Here is a 26,209-nt window from a genome sequence, read left to right as displayed (position 1 = left end):
AATGAGTGTGTTTTATCCGTTAATTCAGGCGCTGGTGCTATTTGCCGTTGCGCCATTGCTGTCCGGTATTACTCGCGTGGCGCGCGCCCGTCTACACAATCGCCGTGGGCCGGGCGTGTTGCAGGAGTACCGCGACATTATCAAACTGCTCGGTCGTCAGAGTATTGCGCCCGCTGATTCTGGCTGGGTTTTTCGCCTGACGCCGTTTGTGATGGTCGGCGTGATGCTGACTATCGCCACCGCGCTGCCGGTTGTCACCGTTGGATCTCCGTTGCCGCAACTGGGTGATTTAATCACCCTGATTTACCTGTTCGCCATCGCGCGCTTCTTCTTCTCTATTGCAGGCCTGGATACCGGCAGTCCGTTCACCGCGATCGGCGCCAGCCGTGAAGCGATGCTCGGCGTGCTGGTGGAGCCGATTCTGCTGCTGGGTCTGTGGGTCGCCGCGCAGGTGGCGGGTTCAACTCATATCAGCAATATCGCCGACACCATTTATCACTGGCCTGTCGCGCGCAGTATTCCGCTGATTCTGGCGCTGTGCGCCTGCGCCTTCGCCACCTTTATCGAAATGGGCAAGCTGCCGTTCGACCTGGCGGAAGCGGAGCAGGAGTTGCAGGAAGGGCCGTTGACCGAATACAGCGGTAGCGGCTTTGCGGTGCTGAAATGGGGCATCAGCCTTAAGCAACTGGTGGTGCTGCAAATGTTCGTCGGCGTGTTTCTGCCGTGGGGACAGATGGAAACCTTCAGCTCAGGCGGACTGTTGCTGGCGCTGGTGATTGCCATCGTCAAGCTGATTGTCGGCGTACTGGTGATCGCCCTGTTTGAAAACAGCATGGCGCGACTGCGTTTTTGCGCCACTTCACGCGTGACCTGGGCCGGTTTTGGGTTTGCGTTTTTAGCCTTCGTCTCCTTGCTGGCGGCGTGATTTAAGAGAGTTTGAGCATGTCTGAAGAAAAATTAGGTCAACAATACCTTGCGGCGCTGCACCAGGCGTTTCCGGGCGTCGTGCTGGACGAAGCCTGGCAGACCAAAGATCAGCTGACTATTACGGTAAAAGTGAACTATCTGCCGGAAGTGGTGGAGTTTCTTTACTACCAGCAGGGTGGGTGGTTGTCGGTGCTGTTCGGTAATGACGAACGCCAGTTGTGCGGCCACTATGCCGTTTATTACGTGCTGTCGATGGAGCAGGGCACGAAGTGCTGGATTACCGTCCGCGTTGAAGTGGATGCCAATAAGCTGGAATTCCCATCCGTTACGCCGCGTGTGCCGGCTGCCGTGTGGGGTGAGCGCGAAGTACGCGACATGTACGGTTTAATCCCGGTCGGTCTGCCGGACGAGCGCCGTCTGGTGCTGCCGGACGACTGGCCGGATGAGCTCTATCCGCTGCGTAAAGACAGTATGGATTATCGTCAGCGCCCGGCACCGACCACCGATGAGGAAACCTACGAGTTCATTAACGAGCTGGGTGACAAGAAAAATAACGTGGTGCCGATTGGCCCGCTGCACGTGACCTCCGATGAGCCCGGTCACTTCCGTCTGTTTGTTGACGGCGAGAACATCATCGACGCCGACTACCGTCTGTTCTATGTCCACCGCGGCATGGAAAAACTGGCGGAAACCCGCATGGGTTATAACGAAGTCACCTTCCTGTCGGATCGCGTGTGTGGTATCTGCGGCTTCGCCCACAGCACCGCCTACACCACTTCCGTGGAAAACGCGATGGGCATTCAGGTGCCGGAACGTGCGCAGATGATCCGCGCTATTCTGCTGGAAGTGGAACGCCTGCACTCGCATCTGCTCAACCTCGGCCTGGCCTGCCACTTTACCGGCTTTGACTCCGGCTTTATGCAGTTCTTCCGCGTGCGTGAAACCTCCATGAAGATGGCGGAGATACTGACCGGGGCGCGCAAAACTTACGGACTGAACCTGATCGGCGGGATTCGCCGCGATCTGCTCAAAGAGGACATGATCCAGACCCGTCAACTGGCGCAGCAGATGCGTCGTGACGTGCAGGAGCTGGTGGACATGCTGCTGAGCACGCCGAATATGGAACAGCGTACCGTGGGTATCGGTCGTCTGGACCCGGAAATTGCCCGCGACTTCAGTAATGTCGGCCCGATGGTGCGCGCCAGCGGCCACGCCCGCGACACCCGCGCCGACCACCCGTTTGTCGGTTACGGTCTGCTGCCGATGGAAGTACATAGCGAGCAGGGTTGCGATGTGATTTCTCGTCTGAAAGTCCGTATCAACGAAGTTTATACCGCGCTGAACATGATCGATTTCGGTCTGGATAATCTACCGGGTGGCCCGCTGATGGTGGAAGGCTTTACCTATATTCCGCACCGTTTTGCGCTCGGCTTCGCTGAAGCGCCGCGTGGTGACGATATCCACTGGAGCATGACCGGCGACAACCAGAAGCTGTACCGCTGGCGCTGCCGTGCGGCGACCTACGCCAACTGGCCGACGCTGCGCTATATGCTGCGCGGCAACACCGTCTCCGACGCGCCGCTGATTATCGGCAGCCTCGACCCTTGCTACTCCTGTACCGACCGGATGACCGTGGTCGATGTGCGTAAGAAGAAGAGCAAAGTCGTGCCGTACAAAGAACTTGAGCGCTACAGCATTGAGCGTAAAAACTCGCCGCTGAAATAAGGAATCGCCATGTTTACCTTTATCAAAAAAGTTATCAAAACCGGCACGGCGACCTCGTCTTATCCGCTGGAGCCGATTGCGGTTGATAAAAACTTCCGCGGCAAGCCGGAACATAATCCGCAGCAGTGCATCGGCTGCGCCGCCTGCGTTAATGCCTGCCCGTCGAACGCGCTGACGGTGGAAACCGATCTTGCGACCAATGAGCTGGCGTGGCAGTTCAATCTTGGCCGTTGTATCTTCTGCGGTCGCTGCGAAGAGGTGTGCCCGACGGCGGCGATTAAACTGTCGCAAGAATACGAACTGGCGGTGTGGAAGAAAGAAGATTTCCTGCAACAGTCCCGCTTTGCGCTGTGCAACTGCCGCGTGTGCAATCGTCCTTTCGCGGTACAGAAAGAGATTGACTACGCCATTGCGCTGCTTGCGCACAACGGCGACAGCCGCGCGGAAAACCACCGCGAAAGCTTTGAGACCTGCCCGGACTGTAAGCGTCAGAAATGCCTGGTGCCGTCCGACCGTATTGAACTGACTCGCCATATGAAAGAGGTCAGCTAATGAGCAATTTATTAGGCCCGCGTGACGCCAACGGCATTCCGGTACCGATGACGGTGGATGAATCCATCGCCAGCATGAAAGCGTCTCTACTGAAAAATATTAAGCGTTCGGCATACGTTTACCGCGTGGACTGCGGCGGCTGTAACGGCTGTGAAATCGAAATCTTTGCGACGCTGTCGCCGCTGTTTGATGCCGAGCGTTTCGGCATCAAAGTAGTACCGTCGCCGCGTCATGCCGATATTCTGCTGTTTACCGGCGCGGTGACCCGCGCCATGCGCTCTCCGGCGCTGCGCGCCTGGCAGTCGGCGCCGGACCCGAAAATCTGTATCTCTTACGGCGCCTGCGGCAACAGCGGCGGTATTTTCCACGATCTCTACTGCGTCTGGGGCGGTACCGACAAAATCGTCCCGGTAGATGTCTACATTCCAGGCTGCCCGCCAACGCCTGCCGCCACGCTGTATGGCTTTGCGATGGCGCTTGGCCTGCTGGAGCAGAAAATCCACGCCCGCGCGCCGGGTGAGCTGGACGATCAGCCCGCAGAGATCCTGCATCCGGATATGGTGCAGCCGCTGCGCGTGAAGGTGGATCGCGCGGCGCGCCGGCTGGCGGGGTATCGCTATGGTCGTCAGATCGCTGATGATTACCTGACACAATTGGGGCAGGGCGAGCAGCAAGTGGCGCGTTGGCTGGAAGCGGAAAACGATCCGCGTTTAACCGAAATTGTCACCCATCTCAATCATGTTGTTGAAGAGGCGCGTATCCGATGAGCGAACAGGTGGTGTTCAGTCAACTGAGCCGTAAGTTTATTGATGAGAACGATGCGACGCCTGCCGAGGCGCAGCAGGTTGTCTATTACAGCCTGGCGATTGGTCACCACCTGGGGGTTATCGATTGTCTGGAGGCCGCGCTCACCTGCCCATGGGATGAGTATCTGGCGTGGATCGCCACCCTGGAAGCCGGTAGCGATGCCCGGCGTAAAATGGAAGGCGTGCCGAAGTATGGCGAGATCGTTATCGATTTCAACCATGTGCAAATGCTGGCGCGCGCGTTTGATGATGCACGCGCCGCGCAGACCCCGCAGCAGCAAGAATGGAGCAAACTGATGCTCAGTATGCTGCATGACATTCATCAGGAAAGCGCCATCTACCTGATGGTGAGGAGGCTTCGTGACTGACGTTTTACTCTGTGTCGGCAACAGCATGATGGGCGACGACGGCGCAGGCCCGTTACTGGCGGAAATGTGCGCAGCGCAGCCGAAGGGCAACTGGGTTGTCATCGACGGCGGCAGCGCGCCGGAAAACGACATTGTGGCGATTCGCGAACTGCGCCCGCAGCGTCTGTTGATTGTCGACGCCACCGACATGGGACTTAATCCGGGCGAGATCCGCATTATCGATCCGGATGATATCGCCGAAATGTTTATGATGACCACCCACAATATGCCGCTCAACTACCTTATCGATCAGCTGAAAGAGGATGTCGGCGAGGTGATTTTTGTTGGTATCCAGCCGGATATCGTCGGGTTTTATTATCCAATGACTCAACCGATTAAGGACGCGGTAAATATCGTCTATCAGCGCCTGGAAGGCTGGCAGGGAAACGGTGGATTTGCCGCGCTGGAAGCGCCGGAGGCGTAAAATGCGCACATATTTAGGGAGAATTTGTGTTACCCGGCAAAGGTTGTAAGAAGGACGTGAAGATTATCGTATGGAGCGGACTGCTATTTTTCTGCATCGCCGCGCGCGCACTGGCCACCGATTTTGTCGGTTACCTGCCGATGAGCGACGGTGAATATGCGCAAAAGCGTGCGCTGAAGCCGCTGTTGACCCTGCCTTATTCTGTATCGCCCGACCAGACCTGGCATTTTCGCCAGGTCGGAGTCAGTGGAGTGACGCTATTGCCGGAGCCGAAAAAAGATAACGAATGGCGGATTAGCGGAAAAGACAGCGCCGGTAATTCGTGGGTTGTCCCGGTGAGAATGCTGATTAATTTGGCGGGTAATGCGCAATTTTATCGCGCTGACCTCGATCGTAACGGCATTCAGGATCTGGTTATCTGGTTGGGCAATCCTGGGTTGGGCCTGGCGCCGAGCGCGCAATATATCATTTTCACCTTTCTCAATAATGGCCGCCCCTGCGTCTTTGAACCGTGGGGGTTTTATACCGCGACCGATACTGGCGTCGATGATTTGCTTGATTTACAGGGCAATGGGCGCACGCAACTGTTGGATATGCAGTTTGACTCAGGCTACTGGATAACCAATTTATATCAGGTGAAGGACGCCCGCTGGCAGCGCGTACACGGCTGGTTTGGCCGGTTGAGTTATCCGGCGCTGACCCGTTTTAATCACTATCCTGGCCGTAAATTAATTATCAAACCTATTGCCGGAAGGAATCCGCAAACGGACGATCTTTCCCTTACGCAGCGCTGTTTAATACGCGGTAACGTATTGCCAGGCGTTAATCAGGATTGATGCCAGTTGCGGTGCAGAGTTGGCTGGCTATCACTGCAAATTTTGACCACCACTGGCGACATTACGTGTCATCGACACTTGTGACGATGACACGTAAATGCTCACGAAAATAGAAATAATATTCTTAAATAACAATGAAATAAAAATTGGCACGATTCGTGTATATATCGGCACATCATCTGTTATTGCTGGAGAATTTGATGAACCGTTTCATCATTGCAGACGCGAGTAAGTGCATTGGTTGCCGTACCTGTGAAGTGGCTTGCGTCGTATCCCATCAGGAAAATCAGGATTGCGCATCGCTGACCCCTGAAACCTTTTTACCTCGTATCCATGTCATCAAAGGCGTGAATGTTTCCACGGCAACGCTATGTCGCCAGTGTGAAGACGCGCCGTGCGCCAACGTTTGCCCGAATGGCGCCATCAGCCGTGACAAAGGCTTTGTTCATGTGATGCAGGAACGCTGCATTGGCTGTAAAACTTGCGTAGTAGCATGTCCTTATGGCGCCATGGAAGTGGTGGTACGTCCGGTGGTTCGCAATAGCGGCGCGGGGCTGAACGTGCGTGCCGAAAAAGCCGAAGCCAACAAGTGCGATCTGTGTCACCACCGTGAAGCCGGTCCGGCCTGTATGGCCGCTTGCCCAACGCACGCCCTCATCTGCGTTGACCGCAATAAGCTCGAACAGCTAAGCGCGGAAAAACGCCGTCGTGCGGCGCTGGATTCAACGGCATCGCTGCTTTTCTGATTTCTGCGATTGCGCGTAGAATACGCCACAAAGCATTGCCGGATGGCGGCATCAATGCCTTCTCCGGTCTACGGTCCGTGCGGTTGTAGGCCTGATAAGCGTCGCGCCATCAGGCATCTGGGTTCGATGATGGCGGGAAAATAAGATGGCGATAGACACACCTTCCGGCGTACAGCTACGCATTCGGGGCAAAGTACAGGGCGTCGGTTTTCGTCCTTTTGTCTGGCAGCTGGCGCAGCAGTTGCAATTACACGGCGACGTGTGTAATGACGGCGACGGCGTCGTCGTTCGGCTGCTGGAAGAGCCGTCGCAATTTATTGCCGCGCTCTATCAGGATTGCCCGCCGCTGGCGCGCATTGACAGCGTTGAACACGCGTCGTTGATATGGGAGCGCGCACCGACGGATTTCGCCATTCGTCAGAGCGCAGGCGGTGCGATGAACACGCAAATCGTGCCGGATGCGGCGACCTGCCCGGCATGTCTTGCCGAGATGAATACCCCGGGCGAGCGGCGCTACCGTTATCCTTTCATCAATTGCACCCACTGCGGACCACGCTTCACCATTATTCGCGCTATGCCCTATGACCGGCCATTTACGGTGATGGCGGCGTTTCCCTTGTGTCCGGAATGCGACAGCGAATACCGCGATCCGTACGATCGCCGTTTTCATGCCCAGCCTGTTGCCTGTCCGTCATGCGGGCCGCATCTTGAGTGGCGGAGCCAACATGAACGAGCGGAAAAAGAGGCGGCTTTGCAGGCGGCAGTCGCCCAACTGAACGCCGGAGGCATTATTGCCGTTAAAGGGCTGGGTGGTTTTCATCTGGCCTGCGATGCGCGCAACGATAACGCAGTGGCGATGCTGCGGGCGCGTAAACATCGCCCGGCGAAACCATTGGCGGTGATGTTGCCCAAGGCGCAAACGCTGCCGAGCGCGGCGCGTTCGCTGCTGACCACGCCAGCGGCCCCGATTGTACTGGTGGATAAGCAGTATGTACCTTCGCTGAGTGAGGGCATCGCGCCAGGGCTTACGGAGGTGGGCGTGATGCTGCCAGCCAACCCATTGCAACATCTCTTGTTGCAGGCGCTCAATTACCCGCTGGTGATGACATCCGGCAACCTGAGCGGCAAACCGCCCGCCATCACCAACGAACAGGCGCTGGACGATTTACACGATATTGCCGATGGTTTTCTGTTGCACAATCGCGACATTGTACAGCGCATGGACGACTCTGTTGTGCGCGACAGCGGCGAAATGCTGCGTCGTTCGCGGGGATACGTGCCGGACGCGATTGCGTTGCCGCCCGGATTTCGCGATGTGCCGCCGATACTTTGTCTGGGCGCGGATCTGAAAAACACGTTCTGTCTGGTACGCGGCGAACAGGCGGTTGTCAGCCAACATTTGGGCGATCTCAGCGATGACGGTATCCAGGCGCAGTGGCGCGAGGCATTGCGTCTGATCCAGTCAATCTACGATTTTACCCCAGAGCGTATCGTCTGTGATGCGCATCCGGGCTATGTTTCCAGTCAGTGGGCCAGTGAGATGCGTCTACCGACAGAGACGGTGTTACACCATCATGCCCATGCGGCGGCTTGCCTGGCCGAGCATGGTTGGCCGCTGGACGGCGGAGAGGTGATTGCCCTGACGGTAGACGGTATCGGCATGGGTAAGAATGGTGCGCTATGGGGCGGAGAATGTTTGCGGGTCAATTATCGCGAATGCGAACATTTAGGTGGTTTACCCGCCGTGGCGCTGCCGGGAGGCGATCTGGCTGCCAAACAGCCGTGGCGTAATCTGTTAGCGCAGTGCCTGCGCTTTGTGCCGGACTGGCAGGATTACCCGGAGACAGCGGGGCTGCAACAGCAAAACTGGAGTGTCCTGGCGCGTGCCATTGAGCGCGGCGTCAATGCCCCGTTGGCCTCTTCCTGCGGGAGGTTGTTTGACGCGGTGGCTGCCGCGCTTCGCTGCGCGCCAGCATCGCTTAGCTATGAGGGCGAGGCCGCCTGCGCACTGGAGGCGCTGGCCTCTCAATGCGCTAACGTTGAGCATCCGGTAACGATGCCGCTTAACGGCGCTCAACTGGACGTCGCTGTTTTCTGGCGGCAATGGTTGAACTGGCAGGCCACGCCCGCGCAACGCGCCTGGGCTTTTCATGATGCGCTGGCGTGCGGGTTTGCCACGCTAATGCGCCAGCAGGCTACGGCGCGGGGGATAACCACTCTGGTCTTCAGCGGCGGGGTGATACACAACCGCTTACTGCGCGCGCGTCTTGCCTTTTATCTTTCTGATTTTAAATTGTTATTTCCGCAGCGGTTACCAGCGGGCGACGGCGGGCTGTCGTTTGGACAGGGCGTGATTGCCGCAGCGCGAGCATTAAGGGAAGTGTAGGGCACCGGATGGCGGCTGCGCCTTATCTGGCCTGTAAACAGATGCTCACTCGTAGGCCGGATAAGACGCGAAGCGGCGCCATCCGGCATCACAGGCTTATACGGACAACGTTTTCAGCAGTGCAAAGGCCTCTTTCATGCGGTCTTCACTCATCACAAAGGCGCGTAGCTGGCCTTCTCCACTCATGCCTTTGGCAATCATACCGTCAGATTCTGCGGTAATCTGCCAGCTTAAATCGCGGCGCTGAGTTTCTCCCGCCAGATGCAGCGGCAGTTCCGGCGTTTTGACTTTGACCAGCATCGCCGGTAGCTTCAGCGGCGCGTTGCCGCCGAGCAGATTTTTCGCCAGGTACATCGCGCTTAACTGGATCGGTTGCAGGAAGGGCAGCACCTGACCATTGATTTCCGCGCAATCGCCGATCGCATAAATATCCGGGTGACTGGTCTGTAGATAGCTATCCACGCAGACGCCGCGGTTGACGACTACCCCGGCGCGGCGCGCCAGAGCGGTTTCCGGGCGTAAGCCGGTGGCGGCAATCACCGCATCGACCTCAATACTACGCTGGCTTGCCAGTGTAGCGCGGATACCGGCTTCGGTTTTCTCCAGTTTTTGCAACTGCGATTTCAGCAGCAGATGCACCCCCATATCGGTCAGGTGATGCTGTAAGCGGCTGCTCACTTCCGGTGGCATCAGTGAGGCGAGAAGGCTGGCGGCGTTATCCATCAGCGTTACCGTTTTCCCGGCGCGGCAGAAATCCATCGCTAATTCACTGCCAATGAGACCGCCGCCGACAATCAGCACTCGCTGCGCCTCGCGCAGTTGTGTCTCACAGGCGCGGTACTCCTGCTGGCTATTCAAAGTAAGCATTAACTCACGTCCTGCAATCGGCGGCACAAAGGCTGTCGCCCCGGTCGCCAGTACCAGCTTGTCGTACTGCCACTGCTTATCCTGACTTTTCACCACATGGGCATCGGCATCAATGTCAGCAACCCAGGTATGCGGGAACAGTCGCAGATTAAACTGTTCAGCAAATTCCCCCGCTAACTGGCGGGTGAGATCATCGGCGCGCTGCGACTGGCTGATAACGTGGCTGAGATCGGGCTTGTTGTACTCATCCATACTGTCCGCCGCAATCAGGGTTAACGGCACATGCGCATCTTGTTTACGGATATTTTTGACGAGCTGGCGGGCGGCGAAGCCCGACCCAATAATGATGATCCCCCGACTCATTTTGCCTCCATCGCCAGTACGTCGAACACGTCTTTACCTAATGAACATTCCGGGCACAGGAAGTTATCCGGCACGTCGCTCCACGGCGTACCCGGCGCGACATCCTGCAACGGCTCGCCCAGCGCAGGGTCGTAAATCCACTGGCATACGCTGCATTGCATTTTAGGGCCGAGGTCTGCGGCGGCGTAGGTTGTGGTTTCTTCGACTGGCGCGGTTTTCTGTGTGGTTTCCGGCAGCGGAGCAAGCGCCCACTGACGCGCGATGTCGCGACCGTGCTGACGGCACAGCTCCAGCGCATCCAGATCCGGACGCCATTTTGCTTTCAGACTCAGGGACATTTCAAAACCGGCATCCTGTAAGCGCGTGGACAGTCGATCCACCGCGCCGCCGCTCCAGCCATGAGAACCGAAGGCGCTGGCGCGTTTGTTGCGAAAGCGCAGGCCGGTCATCTCTTCCACCAGACCAGCGATTTTCGGCATCATCACGTTGTTCATGGTAGAAGTGCCGACCAGCACGCCTTTCGAACGGAAGACGTTGGTCAATATTTCATTTTTATCGCTGCGGGCGACGTTAAAGATTTTGACCGCCACGTTGGGGTCCACTTCATTGATACCCTGTGCGATGGCATCCGCCATCATGCGAGTATTGTTCGACATGGTATCGTAGAAAATAGTGATACGATCTTCCTGATAATCTGCCGCCCATTTCAGATACAGTTCCACGATTTGCGTTGGGTTGTCGCGCCATACCACGCCGTGTGAGGTGGCAATCATATCCACCGGCAGGTTGAAGCCGAGGATTTCGGTAATTTTTGGCGTTACCAGACGGCTGAACGGCGTCAGGATATTGGCGTAGTAGCGCTGGCATTGTTCAAACAGTTCGGTTTGGTCCACTTCATCATTGAACAGGCGCTCGTCGCAATAGTGCTGACCAAAGGCGTCGTTGCTGAATAACACCGCGTCGCCGGTCATATAGGTCATCATGCTGTCCGGCCAGTGCAGCATCGGCGTTTCCACGAAGATCAACTGCTTGCCGTTGCCGATATCCAGCGTATCGCCGGTTTTCACCACCTTAAAATTCCATTCCGGGTGATGGTGATGGCCGTTGATAGAGTCAATGGCGTTGGCGGTACAGTAGATAGGCGTGTCCGGGATCTGCGCCATCAGTTCGGTCAGCGCGCCTGCATGGTCTTCTTCGGCATGGTTAATGATGATGTAGTCGATGTCCGCGAGGTCGATTTCACTGCGCAGATTTTGCACAAACTCACGGCTAAACTTATGATCGACGGTATCGATCAGCACATTCTTTTCTTCACGAATGAGATAGCTGTTATAGCTGCTGCCGCGCAGAGTTTTGTATTCAGTGCCGTGAAAATCACGTACTTCCCAGTCGCGCTGACCAACCCAATGAATATTATTTTTAACCAGAATAGACATAACCACCTCAATTCATTCAACGTTTGCAAAAAGTTGTTTTGCTTATAGCAGGTAGTGTGCCAACTTTACATCTTATTGATTTATATGAAGTTATAATAAGTTTGTATTTTTGATATAGTCAAAAAGACTATAAATGATGCTGTCAATATGACACTATAGATTGTCAAAATGACAATGAGGTAACCATGAGTTTTTCCGTGGAGGTATTGGCGGGCATCGCCATTGAGTTACAACGCGGTATTGGGCATCAGGATCGTTTTCAGCGGCTGATTACTACGCTGCGTCAGGTGCTGGCGTGCGACGCCTCGGCGCTGTTGCGTTATGAATCACGACAATTTATTCCACTGGCGATTGATGGCCTGGCGCAGGACGTCCTCGGCAGACGTTTTACCCTGGAAGGGCATCCGCGCCTGGAAGCCATCGCCCGCGCGGGGGACGTGGTGCGTTTTCCGGCTGATAGCGATTTACCCGATCCGTATGACGGGTTAATTCCCGGACAGGAAAGCCTGAAAGTCCACGCCTGTGTTGGTCTGCCGCTGTTTGCCGGACAGAACCTCATCGGTGCGCTGACCCTTGATGCTATGACGCCGGAGCAGTTCGAGGTATTTAGCGATGAAGAACTACGGCTTGTCGCCGCGCTGGCCGCCGGGGCATTGAGTAATGCGCTGTTAATTGAACAACTGGAAAGCCAGAACATGCTGCCGGGGTCGTCAGGCGTGTTTGAACCGATAAAAGAGACGCACATGATCGGCCTGTCGCCTGCGATGACGCAGTTGAAAAAAGAGATCGAGATTGTGGCGGGCTCCGATCTTAACGTGCTGATCGGCGGTGAAACGGGGACCGGTAAAGAGCTGGTGGCGAAAGCTATTCACCAGGGCTCCCCCAGAGCGGTCAATCCGCTGGTCTATCTCAACTGCGCCGCGCTGCCGGAAAGCGTGGCGGAGAGCGAGTTGTTTGGTCATGTAAAAGGGGCTTTTACCGGGGCTATCAGTAATCGTAGCGGTAAGTTCGAAATGGCAGATAACGGTACGCTGTTTCTGGATGAGATTGGCGAACTGTCGCTGGCGCTACAGGCCAAGCTACTTCGCGTGTTGCAGTATGGCGATATTCAGCGCGTCGGCGACGATCGTAGCCTGCGCGTGGATGTGCGGGTGTTGGCGGCGACCAACCGTGACCTGCGTGAAGAGGTGCTGGCGGGGCGTTTTCGCGCCGATCTGTTCCATCGCCTGAGCGTTTTTCCGCTCTTTGTGCCGCCGCTGCGCGAGCGTGGCGATGATGTGGTGCTGCTGGCGGGCTATTTTTGCGAGCAGTGCCGACTGCGGCTGGGGCTGTCCCGCGTGGTGCTGAGTCCCGACGCGCGCCGCCATTTGCTCAACTATGGCTGGCCGGGCAACGTCCGGGAGCTGGAACATGCCATTCACCGTGCGGTTGTGCTGGCGAGAGCGACTCGGGCAGGGGATGAGGTGATACTGGAGGCGCAGCATTTTGCCTTGTCAGAGGACGTTTTACCCGCGCCGCCTGCGGAAAGCTTTCTGGCGCTGCCAACCTGCCGCAATTTGCGCGAATCGACGGAGAACTTCCAGCGAGAGATGATTCGCCAGGCGCTGGCGCAAAATAATCATAACTGGGCGGCCAGCGCGCGGGCGCTGGAAACCGACGTCGCCAACCTGCATCGGCTGGCGAAGCGTCTGGGACTGAAGGATTAGATAATCCCCGCCTGGTAGAAATCCTGTAGGTTAATGGCGCCGGTGAGTTTGCCGTTTTCATCGACCACTGGCGCGGCGGTAATTTTGCGCTTCATCAGGAGCTCTTTGGCGTCAATGGCGCGGCTTTGCGCCTGGAGCGTAATACCGTTGGGTGTCATGGCTTCGCTTACCGGCGTGGTGAGCGCGCCGCCGCCCACCAGCCAGCGACGCAGGTCGCCGTCGGTAAAGACGCCTTTCACAACATGTTGCTCATCGCAAACCGCCACCAGCCCCAGCCCGGTACGGCTAAGCTCCAGCATGGCATCCATCACGCTGGTGGCGAGCATCACCTGCGGTATTGCATCGCCCTGGCGCATCAGGTGATGCACATTATTGAGCAAACGCGCGCCCAGTGCGCCAGCCGGATGCGAACGGGCGAAATCTTCTTCGTTAAAACCGCGCGCCTGCATGACTGCCATCGCCAGCGCATCGCCCATCATCAGCGTATTGACGGTACTGGACGTCGGTGCCAGATGCATCGGGCAGGCTTCACGCTCGACGGAAATATCCAGAACGGCATTTGCCGCTCGCCCCAGCGGAGAGTGAGGTTTACCGGTCATCGCCAGCAGCGCGACGGATTTATCTTCCAGACGCGGGATGATGAGGTCGAGTTCTTTTGCGCCGCCGGAATAGGAGATAAATAACATCACGTCGCGGCTTTCAATCATCCCCAGATCGCCATGCAGTGCTTCCGCCGGATGAACAAAAAAAGCGGGAGTACCGGTACTGGCAAGCGTCGCGGCGATTTTTTTACCAATATGGCCTGACTTACCAATGCCGGAAACGATCACTTTGCCTTCACAGTGAATAATGATATTGGCGGCGCGGACAAAATCATCGCCCAGACGCTCCGGCAGACGGCTGGCTTCTTGTAGCTCCAGCATTAAGGTCTGACGGCCCGCGTTTAGTAGTGCATCACTCATTGCTTTCTCCGGTTATGATTACTTCAATCCCTTTTGCTTCCAGCGCCTGACGAAATGCCGGATCGATACCCGCGTCCGTGATCAGTTTGTCGACGGTTTCCAGACTGCACACCACATTGGGGCTTTTACGACCAAATTTTGAGGAGTCCGCCATCAGAATCACCTCGCGTGCTGCATTGCACATTGCGTTACTGACGGTGTAAACCTCATTGAACGTGGTCACACCGACGTTCAGGTCAATACCGTCAGTTCCCATGAAAAGTTTATCAAAGCTGAATTGCTCAAAGGCGTTTTCCGCCAGTTGACCGTGAAACGACGCCGATTTTTTACGGAAGGTGCCGCCGGGCATCAGGATAGTTTGTTCGTTGTCCAGTTCCGATAGCGCGTTAACAATATGGAGGCTGTTGGTCATCACCGTGATGTTGCTAAAACGCGAAAGCAACGGCACCATCTGTAACACGGTACTTCCGGCGTCCAGAATAATGGAATCGCCATCATGGATATATTTCACAGCGGCTGCGGCTATCAGCGCTTTTTTGTGGGTGTTGATAAGCGTTTTGTGATCAATAGGCGGATCGGACTCTTCTTTATTCAACACCACGCCGCCATAGGTGCGGATGACGGTTCCGGCATTTTCCAGAATGACCAGATCTTTACGGATAGTGGTGCCTGTCGTGTCAAAGTACTGGGCCAGTTCTTCAACCGAGCATTTTCCCTGTTTTTGCAGGTGCTCCAGAATCGCGGCCTGACGCTGACGAGGTTTCATAGGCGTGATTACCCTGACTTATGTATTTACCCGTCATACTTCACGCTGCATGTGCGTTGGCTTTCCTCGCTTACCCCGGTCACGTACTGATGTACGCTCCTGGGATTCACTGCGTCGCCGCCTTCCTGCAACTCGAATTATTTAGGGTATTGGTTGCAAAATGATAATTTCGCAAGCTATACGCATTCACAACGAAATTACCCATGTTTCAGTTTAAGCGCCAATGATAGTGCATTCTGCGCGAGCGAATCATGGGGAAAGATCACATCAGGCTGTAATTCATGCAAATGTTTTCCTTGCATTGCGGCAATTTTAACCGGTCTGGCGAATACCGTAAGGCCTTTCATCAATAAAGTGTCCGCCACCCGCTGCTGTTCGTCCAGCGCCACGGCAACCACCACCCGGGGCTTAAAACGCCCGCCGGAGCGCCCGACGCCGACCCGTCCCTGCTGGCTAAGTTTATCGAAGGCCCGATTAAAGCGGGAAATCTGCCAGCCGCCCAGCGCCAGTTGCGCACACCAGGCGATAACGGCGACGGTAATCAGAGTGGAAACCATAATGTGCTCCTGTTGTTTTGCCTGATGGCGGCGTAACCGTCTTATCCGGCCTACGGCGCCATCCGGCAATTCACGGTCAGAACATCACTTGACCGCCGGTTACGTTGATCGACTGCCCGGTGCAATAAGACGCTTTCGGGCTGGCATAAAATAACAGCATGTTCAGCACATCCTGATAATCACACCCGCGTTTGAGTGGTACCTTATCAATGTAATACTGCTCCACCTCGTCGGGCTTAATGCCCAGTTTAGTAGCGTATTGCGGCAGCAGTGACTGGAACATTGGCGATTTCAACAGGTTGCCGAGCATCAACGAGTGTACGGTAATGCCGTATTCCGCCAGATCCAGCGCCAGAGACTGGGTTAACCCCACGCCGCCGAATTTCGCCGCGCTGTAGCCGGAGTTGTGTTTACTGCCCACTTTGCCGGATTTAGAGTTAATCTGAATAATGCGCCCCTGAATGCCGTCGCGGATCATCAGGCGGGAAAACTCCCGGGCGCAGAGGAAATAGCCCACCAGATTCACCTGTAGCGAGCGGTCAAAATCGCCCAACTGGAAATCGCTGATAAACGCCGCTTTGGCGATACCCGCGCTGTAAACCAGCAGATCGACGCGCCCGAAAATCTCGTCTACGCCGCGGGACAGCGCCAGCACGCTCTGCTCGCTGGTAGCGTCAGCGCCAAAACCGTACGCCATACCTTCGCCAAAATCGGCGTTAATTTCCTGGGCGACATTCGCGGCTTTATCGCTTTGAATATCAACGACCGCCACGCGGTATCCTTCTTCTGCAAGCCCACGGCAAAGGAATGCCCCCAGGGTCTGGCCTCCGCCAATGACAACGGCAACTTGATTCATGTTTTTTCTCCTTAAGCGACAAACGTCAAAATACAGCCCGGCGCGATATCGTCCGGTACAGGCCCCGCAACGTGTACGGTGCCGGGAAATTCTGCTTCGCGCAGACCATCGAAGCGCAAAGTGATATGCCCCAGTTCACGCAGGTTTTGCTCGGCTACGCTGCCGACCGCCGTGACCGGATAGCAATGTTGGCCCAATTCACACCGCGCGCCAGGCTGCAGCGCGCCGGTCAGTTCGCCATGACAATGGATGAAGCAAAATTCTTCGATATCCGCCGGCGCGCCTTCCCGAAACGTAATCAGCATCTGTTCGCCGAGCGCCTCCATCGCGCTCTGGCCGATACGGGTGATAGTGGTTTGATAAATCACGCTCATGTCTGAACCTCTTATTGATAGATAAAGCCGGAAACAAACCAGGCGATAAGTACCGTGGGCGCGCCAGTCAGGAAGCGTCCGACCAGCACGGAAGGTACGCCGACGCGAACGGTGTCTTGCTTCGCTTCCGCCAGCGACAGGCCGACCGGGATAAAGTCGCAGGCCGCCTGCGCGTTAATCGCGAACAGGGCGGGAAGCGCCAGATGCGGGGGGATATTGCCCAGGCCTATCTGAACGCCGATCAGGACGCCAATGACCTGAGCGATAACCGCGCCAGGGCCGAGAAAGGGCGACAGCAGCGGGAAAGAGCAGATCAATGCCAGCGTCACCAGCCCCAGTGGATGGCTGGCTAATGGCGCCAGGCCGTGGGCGATCCAGTCGCCAAGACCTGAGGCCATAATGATGCCGATCAGCGCCGAAACGAACGCCATAAACGGCAGGATTGTTTTCAGAACCGTATCAATGGTGTCGCGACCGGACTGGAACAGTACCGCCACGGCGGAGCCCATTCCCATACCGACTTTTGCCAGCAGCCCATCGCTCTGCTCGGTGATTTTTTTGCTGGTGTCGTAGTCACGTCCTAATGTCGTTTTGGCAGGCTGAGGACTGGCAGGCGTTTCGCCGACAAGAGTAATGTTTTCTTCTTTTACGCCGGAGACATAAATATCCTCAACAATATACTGCGCCAGTGGGCCGGACTTACCCGTCGAGTGAATATTAATGGTTGGAATCCGGCGTTTCGGATAGATACCGCAGCGCAGCGTACCGCCACAGTCGATAATGGCCGCGCCGATCTCCGCTTCCGGCGGTTCGCCTTCTTTAAAGCCGTCCACCGCTTGCCAGCCTGTTAGTTGCGCCAGTTTGTCGACGATCGCCGGGCGCGTACCGGCTGTGATATAGACGATCTTTTTGCCTGGCGTAACGTCCAGTTCAAGCGGGCCGCCCCAGCCGCCGGCGCCTTTCTCAATACGAACCCGTGTCATGATACCGCTCCTGTCAGATGAACTTTCTGCTCAAGTTGAATCCCCATTTTTTTCTCAAAAATAGCGGTGGTGAGATCGGTTACCCAACCGCGGAAGAAGTTCGTCACCAGACCTACCAGCAGATAGCTCACTGCGAGCGGGCCGAGAGGAAGCCCTAACGTGGTGAGTCCGCTGGCAATACCCAGATAAACAAACAGTTCGCCGGGATTGATATGCGGAAACAGACCGTTCATGGAGTGACAGCTATAGGAGGCCGCCGCGTAATAGCTCGGCTTGTACTTCTCCGGCATAAAGCGTCCCAGACTCAGGGTCATCGGATTACAAAAAACAAATGTCCCGATACACGGTAAAAGCAGGTAACGAGATAGCGGATTTCCGGCGCAACGTTGGGCAAAACGCTCAATACGCTGCTGGCCGATAAAATTGATGAGCGCATTCATGATAACCAGCAGGCTTATCAGTAGCGGAAGAATACCTGTCACCATACCGGTAAACACCTCTCCGCCTTTCTGGAATAACCCGATGAACCACTCCGCACCATGTGTAATGGTTTCGATCATTGTTCTCTCCTGTAGGGTTTTTAGTTTTCTTGCTAATTTCCTGTTCATTGTAATCATGTTGAAAGATGCAAAAGTGTTATTTTGATCGCAAAATAAAAGAAAAATATTTTAACTTGAAAGTTTATGGGGTGGGGGAGCAGATACAAACTGAAAAGAGGAGAAAGGTGATTTATTCTCTTGTGCCGCTTCCTTGTGCGGCGAGGGATGCTTTACCATACTTCTCCCTGGATGAATTTGTTTAATGGATGTCTCATGTTCAAGCGTCGTTATGTAGCGTTACTTCCACTTTGCGTATTGCTTGCTGCCTGTAGCAGCAAGCCAAAATCTTCCGAGACTCAAGCGACGACGGGCACGCCTTCCGGCGGCTTCCTGCTTGAGCCGCAGCATAACGTCATGCAAATGGGCGGCGACTTCGCCAACAACCCTAATGCGCAGCAGTTCATTGATAAAATGGTCAGTAAACACGGTTTTGACCGTCAGCAACTGCAGGAGATCCTCTCGCAGTCTAAAAGACTGGATTACGTTCTGCGTCTGATGGACAGACAAGCGCCGACCACTCAGCCGCCCGCCGGACCAAATGGCGCCTGGCTGCGCTACCGCAAACAATTTATTACGCCGGATAACGTGCAAAACGGCGTTGTGTTCTGGAATCAGTATGAAGACGCGCTGAACCGCGCCTGGCAGGTATACGGCGTACCGCCGGAAATCATCGTGGGGATTATCGGCGTGGAAACCCGCTGGGGACGTATCATGGGGAAAACGCGGATTCTGGACGCGCTGGCGACGCTGTCATTTAACTATCCGCGCCGGGCGGAATATTTCTCCGGCGAGCTGGAAACCTTCCTGCTCATGGCGCGCGATGAGCAAGACGATCCGCTCAATCTGAAAGGTTCCTTTGCGGGCGCGATGGGCTACGGCCAGTTTATGCCGTCTTCCTATAAAGAATATGCGGTCGATTTCAATGGCGACAATCACATCAACCTTTGGGACCCGGTTGATGCCATCGGCAGCGTGGCGAACTACTTCAAGGCGCATGGTTGGGTGAAAGGCGATACGGTTGCGGTGCCAGCGAATGGTCAGGCGCCGGGACTGGCGAATGGTTTCAAAACAAAATATAGCCTCTCTCAGCTTGCCGCCGCAGGCTTAACGCCGCAGCAATCGTTGGGCAATCATCAGGAAGCCAGCCTGCTGCGTCTGGATATCGGTACAGGCTACCAGTACTGGTACGGCCTGCCGAACTTCTACACCATTACCCGATATAACCACAGCACGCATTATGCGATGGCGGTTTGGCAACTGGGCCAGGCGGTAGCGCTGGCGCGGGTGCGCTAATTTACGCTTAGGGAGGGGAGCACCCCCTCCGCTATTATTATGGCTTTTTGGGCTGATTCTCTGCCTGCAAGTGGGATATCTTCTTTGATAGTGCCAGACTATATCCCAGACATCCCAGGCCTAAGATAATTTGACCGCCATCATACGTTTCAAAATAGCCTGACGACAATATATTCAGTACTCCCATTCCTAATGAACATACTCCACCCACAATTAACCACAGCCGGAGTTGACAGGTTTGTTTCAGTTTGTGCTGTGTACTTTCCGTTTTTTTGAGTGACATCCTTGCTTTCTCTCTGTGCGTGTAAATTTAGCAACATGGTACTGCTATTTAGTCATGTGCTACCTCTTTCATTCTGCATAAATAACCTGCTGGCATTTTTTCGGAATCCGACTCGTAAAATCGACTGCTCGTCCCCATCTCTGGTGAGAAAGTGCTATCTTGTGCGGCAGGATTTCTAACTGACAGAGGTCATGATGACTGACAGTGAACTGATGCGGCTTAGCGAGCAGGTTGGGCTGGCGTTAAAAGCGCGCAGGGCGACCGTAACGACAGCAGAGTCCTGTACCGGCGGCTGGCTGGCGAAAGCCATTACCGACATCGCCGGAAGCTCCGCCTGGTTTGAACGCGGCTTTGTCACCTATAGTAATGAAGCCAAAGCGCAGATGATTGGCGTGCGTGAAGAGACTCTGGCGCAGCATGGCGCGGTCAGCGAACCCGTAGTGGTCGAAATGGCGATCGGGGCGTTGAAGGCCGCTCGCGCCGATTTTGCTGTCGCTATTAGCGGAATTGCCGGGCCGGATGGCGGCAGTGAAGAAAAGCCGGTTGGTACGGTGTGGTTTGCTTTCGCCAGCGTCAGTGGAGAAGGGATTACGCGTCGGGAATGCTTCAGCGGCGACCGTGAATCGGTGCGTCGACAGGCGACGACGTACGCGCTACAAACCCTGTGGCAACAATTTCTACAAAACACTTGATACTGTATGAGCATACAGTATAATTGCTTCAACAGTACGAATTCACTATCCGGTTCAATACCAAGTTGCATGACAGGAGTAATAATGGCTATCGACGAAAACAAACAGAAAGCGTTGGCGGCAGCACTGGGCCAAATTGAAAAGCAATTTGGTAAAGGCTCCATCATGCGTCTGGGTGAAGACCGTTCTATGGATGTGGAAACTATCTCCACCGGTTCGCTTTCACTGGATATCGCACTCGGTGCGGGCGGTCTGCCGATGGGGCGTATCGTCGAAATTTACGGGCCGGAATCTTCCGGTAAAACGACCCTGACGCTGCAGGTGATTGCCGCTGCGCAGCGTGAAGGTAAAACCTGTGCGTTTATCGATGCGGAACACGCGCTTGACCCTGTTTACGCACGCAAGCTGGGCGTCGATATCGATAACCTGCTCTGCTCTCAGCCGGATACCGGCGAGCAGGCGCTGGAAATCTGTGACGCGCTGGCGCGTTCAGGCGCGGTGGACGTCATTGTGGTCGATTCCGTAGCGGCGCTAACGCCGAAAGCGGAAATCGAAGGCGAAATCGGCGACTCTCACATGGGCCTCGCGGCGCGTATGATGAGCCAGGCGATGCGTAAGCTGGCGGGGAACCTGAAACAGTCCAACACGCTGTTGATTTTCATCAACCAGATCCGTATGAAGATTGGCGTGATGTTCGGTAACCCGGAAACCACCACCGGCGGTAACGCGCTGAAATTCTACGCCTCTGTTCGTCTTGATATCCGTCGTATTGGCGCGGTGAAAGAGGGCGATAATGTCGTGGGTAGCGAAACGCGGGTAAAAGTGGTGAAAAACAAAATCGCCGCGCCGTTTAAGCAGGCCGAGTTCCAGATCCTCTACGGCGAAGGCATCAACTTCTATGGTGAGCTGGTTGACCTGGGCGTGAAAGAGAAGCTGATCGAGAAAGCGGGCGCATGGTACAGCTACAACGGCGAGAAGATTGGCCAGGGTAAAGCGAACGCGACTACCTGGCTGAAAGAGAACCCGGCGACAGCGAAAGAGATCGAGAAAAGGGTTCGTGAATTACTGTTGAGTAATCAGAATGCCACGCCCGATTTCGCCGTTGACGATAGCGAAGGCGTTGCAGAAACCAACGAAGATTTTTAATCATCAGGTGATGGTGGGTCGGACAAAACGAAGCCGCCATTCAGCAAAACGTTAAATTACCATCAAGGGCTGCATTTATGCGGCCCTTTTGGCATTTCTCCCTGTTAAGGTTTTTTATGAGTGAACCCACATCGCGCCGTCCCGCTTATGCTCGTCTCCTTGATCGTGCGGTACGTATTCTTGCTGTCCGCGATCACAGCGAGCAGGAATTACGGCGTAAACTCTCCGCGCCGGTGATGGGCAAAAATGGGCCGGAAGAGATTGATGCGACGGCAGACGATTATGAACGCGTGATCGCCTGGTGCCACGAACATCGCTATCTTGATGACGAGCGCTTCGTGATGCGCTTTATCGCCAGTCGTAGCCGCAAAGGCTATGGCCCGGCGCGTATTCGCCAGGAGTTGAATCAGAAAGGCATTTCCCGTGAATCGACTGAAAAAGCGATGCGAGAATGTGAAATTGACTGGAGTGAAATGGCACGTGAACAGGCCGTTCGCAAATATGGCGAGCCGCTCCCTTCAAACTTTTCAGAAAAGGTTAAGGTACAGCGCTTTTTGCTCTATCGCGGGTATCTGATGGACGATATCCAGCAAATATGGCGAAATTTTGCAGATTGAGCGCATACGGGATTTTACTTCCCGGTAAAGAAAACTTATCTTATTCCCACTTTTTCCGTCTGGACGCGGGTTGCTTAACGGCGAACAGCGTCTGCGACGAATATTCCTTAAATACACAAAATCATTCAAGCCGCATCAAAGCGGCAAGTGAGCCTCGGGAACGCGTGACCGGGAAACTCGCAGCCAACGCAGAGGCGGCCTGAAGGATGAAGTGTAGCTTGATTTCAGGATAATTATGAGCAAGAGCACCGCTGAGATCCGTCAGGCGTTTCTCGACTTTTTCCATAGTAAAGGGCATCAGGTAGTTGCCAGCAGTTCCCTGGTGCCTAACAATGACCCCACTCTGTTGTTTACCAATGCCGGGATGAACCAGTTCAAGGATGTTTTCCTTGGGCTCGATAAACGTAATTATTCCCGTGCAACCACTTCCCAGCGTTGCGTACGCGCGGGGGGTAAACACAACGATCTGGAAAACGTCGGATACACTGCACGTCACCATACTTTCTTCGAAATGCTGGGCAACTTCAGCTTCGGCGATTACTTCAAACACGACGCCATTCAGTTCGCATGGGAATTACTGACCGGTGAAAACTGGTTTGCTCTGCCAAAAGAGCGTTTATGGGTCACCGTTTATGAAACCGACGACGAAGCCTATGAGATCTGGGAAAAAGAAGTCGGCATCCCGCGCGAGCGTATCATCCGTATCGGCGACAATAAAGGCGCGCCATACGCATCGGATAACTTCTGGCAGATGGGGGATACCGGTCCCTGCGGTCCGTGCACCGAAATCTTCTACGATCATGGCGACCACATCTGGGGCGGCCCTCCGGGAAGCCCGGAAGAAGACGGCGATCGCTATATTGAGATCTGGAACATCGTCTTTATGCAGTTCAACCGTCAGGCTGACGGGACTATGGAACCATTGCCGAAACCGTCTGTAGATACCGGTATGGGGCTGGAGCGTATTGCCGCGGTACTGCAACACGTTAACTCTAACTATGATATCGACCTGTTCCGCACGTTGATTGAAGCGGTAGCGAAAGTCACCGGCGCCACCGATCTGGGTAATAAATCGCTGCGCGTTATCGCCGACCACATCCGTTCCTGCGCATTCCTGGTTGCCGATGGCGTGCTGCCGTCGAATGAAAACCGTGGCTATGTGCTGCGTCGCATTATTCGTCGCGCGGTTCGTCACGGCAACATGCTGGGCGCGAAAGAGACCTTCTTCTACAAGCTGGTTGGGCCGCTGATTGAGGTAATGGGCTCCGCAGGCGAAGAGTTGAAACGTCAGCAGGCGCAGGTCGAGCAGGTTCTGAAAACGGAAGAAGAGCAGTTCGCCCGTACGCTGGAGCGCGGTCTGGCGCTGCTGGATGAAGAACTGGCGAAATTGCAGGGCGACACCCTGGACGGTGAAACTGCTTTCCGTCTGTATGATACTTATGGTTTCCCGGTCGATCTAACGGCGGACGTCTGCCGTGAGCGCAACATAAAAGTCGACGAAGCCGGTTTTGAAGCCGCTATGGAAGAGCAACGCCGTCGTGCGCGCGAAGCTAGCGGTTTTGGCGCGGACTACAACGCGATGATCCGCGTTGATAGCGCTTCTGAATTTAAAGGTTATGACCATCTGGAACTGAACGGCAAAGTGACTGCGCTGTTTGTCGATGGTAAAGCGGTTGAAGCGATTAACGCGGGACAGGAAGCAGTTGTCGTGCTGGATCAGACCCCATTCTATGCGGAATCAGGCGGTCAGGTTGGCGATAAAGGCGAGCTGAAAGGCGCTGGATTTACTTTCGCTGTGGACGACACGCAAAAATATGGTCAGGCGATTGGTCACCTCGGCAAATTGTCTGCGGGCGCTCTGAAAGTGGGCGATGCGGTACAGGCTGACGTAGATGAAGCGCGCCGCGCACGTATCCGTCTGAACCACTCCGCCACGCACCTGATGCACGCGGCGTTGCGCCAGGTGCTTGGGACACACGTTGCGCAGAAAGGTTCGCTGGTTAGCGATAAAGTGCTGCGCTTCGACTTCTCGCACAATGAAGCGATGAAGCCGTCGGAGATTCGTCAGGTTGAAGATTTGGTGAATGCGCAAATTCGCCGCAACCTGCCGATTGAAACGAACATCATGGATCTCGACGCGGCGAAGGCGAAAGGCGCCATGGCGCTGTTTGGCGAGAAATATGACGAACGTGTACGCGTTCTGAGCATGGGCGATTTCTCTACCGAACTGTGCGGCGGTACTCACGCCAGTCGTACCGGTGATATCGGTCTATTCCGTATTATCTCTGAGTCCGGCACCGCAGCGGGCATTCGTCGTATTGAGGCGGTAACCGGTGAAGGCGCTATGGCCACCGTTCATGCGCAAAGCGATCGCTTAAACGATATTGCGCATCTGCTGAAGGGCGACAGCCAGAATCTGGGCGACAAAGTGCGCGCCGTGCTGGAACGTACACGTCAGCTGGAAAAAGAGTTGCAGCAGTTGAAGGACCAGGCCGCAGCGCAGGAGAGTGCAAATCTTTCCAGTAAAGCGGTCGATCTCAACGGCGTGAAGCTCCTGGTCAGCGAGCTTACTGGTATTGAGCCGAAAATGCTGCGAACCATGGTTGATGATCTGAAAAATCAACTGGGGTCTACCGTTATCGTACTGGCAACGGTTGTTGAAGGTAAGGTTTCTCTGATTGCGGGCGTGTCGAAGGATGTGACCGACCGGGTTAAAGCAGGGGAATTGATTGGTATGGTCGCTCAGCAGGTGGGCGGTAAGGGTGGCGGTCGTCCGGACATGGCGCAAGCCGGTGGTACGGATGCGGCAGCTCTGCCTGCAGCGTTAGCCAGTGTACAAGGCTGGGTCAGCGCAAAATTGCAATAATTATAAGCGTTCGTTGGCGCCGCAGCCCATGCTGCGGCGTTTACTTCAACGCTATCGACAACGATAAAGTCAGGTTGAAGTTTTGTATATCGGCTAAACTTAGGTTTAACAGAATGTAATGCCATGACTGCTTACACCTAAGGTGTTTGTCATCGCTTACTTTTTGGCGTTATATGATGGATAATGCCGGGATACAGAGAGACCCGACTCTTTTAATCTTTCAAGGAGCAAAGAATGCTGATTCTGACTCGTCGAGTTGGTGAGACCCTCATGATTGGCGATGAGGTCACCGTGACAGTTTTAGGGGTGAAGGGCAACCAGGTGCGTATTGGCGTGAACGCCCCGAAAGAAGTTTCTGTCCATCGTGAAGAGATCTACCAGCGTATCCAGGCTGAAAAATCCCAGCAGTCCAGTTACTAAGGTTTTCGCGTCTCACTTTTCGGGTGAGACGCAGCCTCTCTTCTCGCTCGCCCGCGTTGTCCCTTCATGACTTTTTTCAACCTCATTGTTGATATGGTGCGCTTTTGGCGGCCAGCGTGTCATCAAATTATCTGTTGATAAAACACTCTTTTTGGCTTTTTTACAGACTAATTGAGCGTGAAGTGTGCAAACGATAAAAGCTCTGGAAAAATTGTTTGACTTATAAGTCCCAGAAAGTAATATGTGCGCCACGCAGCGACGATGAGCAGAACAAGTTCTTCGAAGCACTCGTAAGAGGCGTGTGGTGAGGTGGCCGAGAGGCTGAAGGCGCTCCCCTGCTAAGGGAGTATGCGGTCAAAAGCTGCATCCGGGGTTCGAATCCCCGCCTCACCGCCATTTGCATCCGTAGCTCAGCTGGATAGAGTACTCGGCTACGAACCGAGCGGTCGGAGGTTCGAATCCTCCCGGATGCACCATCTCTTACTTGATACGGCTTTCACCGCGGTATCAATATCGGCAGTAAAGCAAGTTTTCCGATGCATCCGTAGCTCAGCTGGATAGAGTACTCGGCTACGAACCGAGCGGTCGGAGGTTCGAATCCTCCCGGATGCACC

The 26,209-nt window shown here is 55.0% G+C and carries 26 protein-coding genes and 3 tRNA genes; 19 read left to right on the top strand and 10 right to left on the bottom strand.

Annotated elements, in window-relative coordinates; genetic code table 11:
- The first annotated feature begins 1 nt into the window (after position 1).
- The 9 genes from NAZ64_RS04550 to hypF all read left to right on the top strand — a co-directional run bounded on the left by NAZ64_RS04550 (position 2) and on the right by hypF (position 8,809).
- Positions 2-925, top strand: a complete 924-nt coding sequence (locus NAZ64_RS04550; RefSeq protein WP_220569670.1) for a respiratory chain complex I subunit 1 family protein — start codon at positions 2-4, stop codon at positions 923-925.
- Positions 926-942: 17 nt separating this feature from the next.
- Complete coding sequence (gene hycE, locus NAZ64_RS04545; protein ID WP_220569671.1) at positions 943-2,652, top strand: formate hydrogenlyase subunit HycE; 1,710 nt, start codon at positions 943-945, stop codon at positions 2,650-2,652.
- 9 nt (positions 2,653-2,661) lie between these two features.
- Positions 2,662-3,204: a formate hydrogenlyase subunit HycF gene (hycF, locus tag NAZ64_RS04540; RefSeq protein ID WP_000493767.1), complete on the top strand. Its 543-nt coding sequence runs from the start codon at positions 2,662-2,664 to the stop codon at positions 3,202-3,204.
- Entirely contained in the window at positions 3,204-3,971 is a 768-nt protein-coding gene (gene hycG, locus NAZ64_RS04535) for a formate hydrogenlyase subunit HycG (protein WP_000067419.1), read from the top strand. The genes hycF and hycG overlap by 1 nt, the downstream gene beginning before the upstream one ends.
- The gene (locus NAZ64_RS04530) at positions 3,968-4,378 is read left to right on the top strand and encodes a formate hydrogenlyase maturation HycH family protein (RefSeq protein ID WP_001660787.1); all 411 of its coding nucleotides are present in this window, start codon (positions 3,968-3,970) and stop codon (positions 4,376-4,378) included. Before hycG ends, NAZ64_RS04530 begins: the two co-directional genes overlap by 4 nt.
- Positions 4,371-4,841, top strand: coding sequence for a hydrogenase maturation peptidase HycI (gene hycI, locus NAZ64_RS04525; protein WP_000132984.1), 471 nt, complete (start codon positions 4,371-4,373; stop codon positions 4,839-4,841). Before NAZ64_RS04530 ends, hycI begins: the two co-directional genes overlap by 8 nt.
- Positions 4,842-4,867: 26 nt before the next feature.
- On the top strand, positions 4,868-5,677 hold the full coding sequence (locus NAZ64_RS04520; RefSeq protein ID WP_115285728.1) for a hypothetical protein: 810 nt from the start codon (positions 4,868-4,870) through the stop codon (positions 5,675-5,677).
- A gap of 200 nt (positions 5,678-5,877) precedes the next feature.
- Positions 5,878-6,423, top strand: a complete 546-nt coding sequence (hydN, locus tag NAZ64_RS04515; protein WP_001078791.1) for an electron transport protein HydN — start codon at positions 5,878-5,880, stop codon at positions 6,421-6,423.
- A 145-nt stretch (positions 6,424-6,568) separates the two neighbouring features.
- Positions 6,569-8,809, top strand: coding sequence for a carbamoyltransferase HypF (hypF, locus tag NAZ64_RS04510; RefSeq protein ID WP_220569672.1), 2,241 nt, complete (start codon positions 6,569-6,571; stop codon positions 8,807-8,809).
- Positions 8,810-8,905: 96 nt separating this feature from the next.
- Here hypF and norW read toward each other — a convergent pair whose 3' ends face one another.
- Both norW and norV read right to left on the bottom strand, forming a co-directional pair.
- A complete protein-coding gene (norW, locus tag NAZ64_RS04505; RefSeq protein ID WP_220569673.1) occupies positions 8,906-10,039 on the bottom strand; it encodes an NADH:flavorubredoxin reductase NorW in 1,134 nt (377 codons plus the stop codon).
- Complete coding sequence (gene norV / locus NAZ64_RS04500) at positions 10,036-11,475, bottom strand: anaerobic nitric oxide reductase flavorubredoxin (protein ID WP_220569674.1); 1,440 nt, start codon at positions 11,473-11,475, stop codon at positions 10,036-10,038. Before norV ends, norW begins: the two co-directional genes overlap by 4 nt.
- Before the next feature lie 185 nt (positions 11,476-11,660).
- On the opposite strand from norV, the gene norR reads away from it, so the two are divergent.
- Positions 11,661-13,181, top strand: a complete 1,521-nt coding sequence (norR, locus tag NAZ64_RS04495) for a nitric oxide reductase transcriptional regulator NorR (RefSeq protein ID WP_000010808.1) — start codon at positions 11,661-11,663, stop codon at positions 13,179-13,181.
- Here the strand turns inward: norR and gutQ are convergent.
- The 7 genes from gutQ to srlA all read right to left on the bottom strand — a co-directional run bounded on the left by gutQ (position 13,178) and on the right by srlA (position 18,239).
- Entirely contained in the window at positions 13,178-14,143 is a 966-nt protein-coding gene (gene gutQ, locus NAZ64_RS04490; RefSeq protein ID WP_220569675.1) for an arabinose-5-phosphate isomerase GutQ, read from the bottom strand. The genes norR and gutQ overlap by 4 nt on opposite strands.
- A complete protein-coding gene (gene srlR, locus NAZ64_RS04485; RefSeq protein WP_000804536.1) occupies positions 14,136-14,909 on the bottom strand; it encodes a glucitol operon DNA-binding transcriptional repressor SrlR in 774 nt (257 codons plus the stop codon). Before srlR ends, gutQ begins: the two co-directional genes overlap by 8 nt.
- Positions 14,910-15,106: 197 nt before the next feature.
- A complete protein-coding gene (gutM, locus tag NAZ64_RS04480) occupies positions 15,107-15,466 on the bottom strand; it encodes a transcriptional regulator GutM (RefSeq protein WP_220569676.1) in 360 nt (119 codons plus the stop codon).
- A gap of 76 nt (positions 15,467-15,542) precedes the next feature.
- A complete protein-coding gene (srlD, locus tag NAZ64_RS04475; RefSeq protein ID WP_001077372.1) occupies positions 15,543-16,322 on the bottom strand; it encodes a sorbitol-6-phosphate dehydrogenase in 780 nt (259 codons plus the stop codon).
- An 11-nt stretch (positions 16,323-16,333) separates the two neighbouring features.
- Positions 16,334-16,696, bottom strand: a complete 363-nt coding sequence (gene srlB / locus NAZ64_RS04470) for a PTS glucitol/sorbitol transporter subunit IIA (protein ID WP_000111555.1) — start codon at positions 16,694-16,696, stop codon at positions 16,334-16,336.
- Positions 16,697-16,707: 11 nt separating this feature from the next.
- The gene (gene srlE / locus NAZ64_RS04465) at positions 16,708-17,679 is read right to left on the bottom strand and encodes a PTS glucitol/sorbitol transporter subunit IIB (protein WP_000199039.1); all 972 of its coding nucleotides are present in this window, start codon (positions 17,677-17,679) and stop codon (positions 16,708-16,710) included.
- A complete protein-coding gene (gene srlA / locus NAZ64_RS04460) occupies positions 17,676-18,239 on the bottom strand; it encodes a PTS glucitol/sorbitol transporter subunit IIC (RefSeq protein WP_000573333.1) in 564 nt (187 codons plus the stop codon). Before srlA ends, srlE begins: the two co-directional genes overlap by 4 nt.
- A 252-nt stretch (positions 18,240-18,491) precedes the next feature.
- Between srlA and mltB the strand changes: the two genes are divergently transcribed.
- Entirely contained in the window at positions 18,492-19,571 is a 1,080-nt protein-coding gene (gene mltB, locus NAZ64_RS04455; protein WP_076935576.1) for a lytic murein transglycosylase B, read from the top strand.
- Positions 19,572-19,608: 37 nt separating this feature from the next.
- Here the strand turns inward: mltB and NAZ64_RS04450 are convergent, their stop codons facing one another.
- A complete protein-coding gene (locus tag NAZ64_RS04450; protein ID WP_076935575.1) occupies positions 19,609-19,854 on the bottom strand; it encodes a hypothetical protein in 246 nt (81 codons plus the stop codon).
- A 194-nt stretch (positions 19,855-20,048) separates the two neighbouring features.
- Between NAZ64_RS04450 and pncC the strand changes: the two genes are divergently transcribed.
- The 8 genes from pncC (at position 20,049) to NAZ64_RS04410 (ending at position 26,207) form a co-directional block, all read left to right on the top strand.
- Entirely contained in the window at positions 20,049-20,546 is a 498-nt protein-coding gene (pncC, locus tag NAZ64_RS04445) for a nicotinamide-nucleotide amidase (RefSeq protein ID WP_023136961.1), read from the top strand.
- A gap of 84 nt (positions 20,547-20,630) precedes the next feature.
- Positions 20,631-21,692, top strand: coding sequence for a recombinase RecA (gene recA, locus NAZ64_RS04440; protein ID WP_000963150.1), 1,062 nt, complete (start codon positions 20,631-20,633; stop codon positions 21,690-21,692).
- 116 nt (positions 21,693-21,808) lie between these two features.
- A complete protein-coding gene (gene recX / locus NAZ64_RS04435; protein ID WP_080108681.1) occupies positions 21,809-22,309 on the top strand; it encodes a recombination regulator RecX in 501 nt (166 codons plus the stop codon).
- A gap of 235 nt (positions 22,310-22,544) precedes the next feature.
- A complete protein-coding gene (alaS, locus tag NAZ64_RS04430) occupies positions 22,545-25,175 on the top strand; it encodes an alanine--tRNA ligase (protein ID WP_220569677.1) in 2,631 nt (876 codons plus the stop codon).
- 234 nt (positions 25,176-25,409) lie between these two features.
- On the top strand, positions 25,410-25,595 hold the full coding sequence (csrA, locus tag NAZ64_RS04425; protein WP_000906486.1) for a carbon storage regulator CsrA: 186 nt from the start codon (positions 25,410-25,412) through the stop codon (positions 25,593-25,595).
- A 303-nt stretch (positions 25,596-25,898) separates the two neighbouring features.
- Positions 25,899-25,991 (top strand) — tRNA-Ser (locus NAZ64_RS04420).
- 3 nt (positions 25,992-25,994) lie between these two features.
- Positions 25,995-26,071, top strand: a tRNA-Arg gene (locus tag NAZ64_RS04415).
- 62 nt (positions 26,072-26,133) lie between these two features.
- Positions 26,134-26,207: transfer RNA gene (locus NAZ64_RS04410), tRNA-Arg, on the top strand.
- The last annotated feature ends 2 nt before the right edge of the window (positions 26,208-26,209 follow it).

The sequence above is a fragment of the Salmonella sp. A1325 genome, assembly GCF_056991255.1.
Note: the sequence above shows the minus strand (reverse complement) of the source record. Positions and strands in the feature narration are given on the sequence as shown.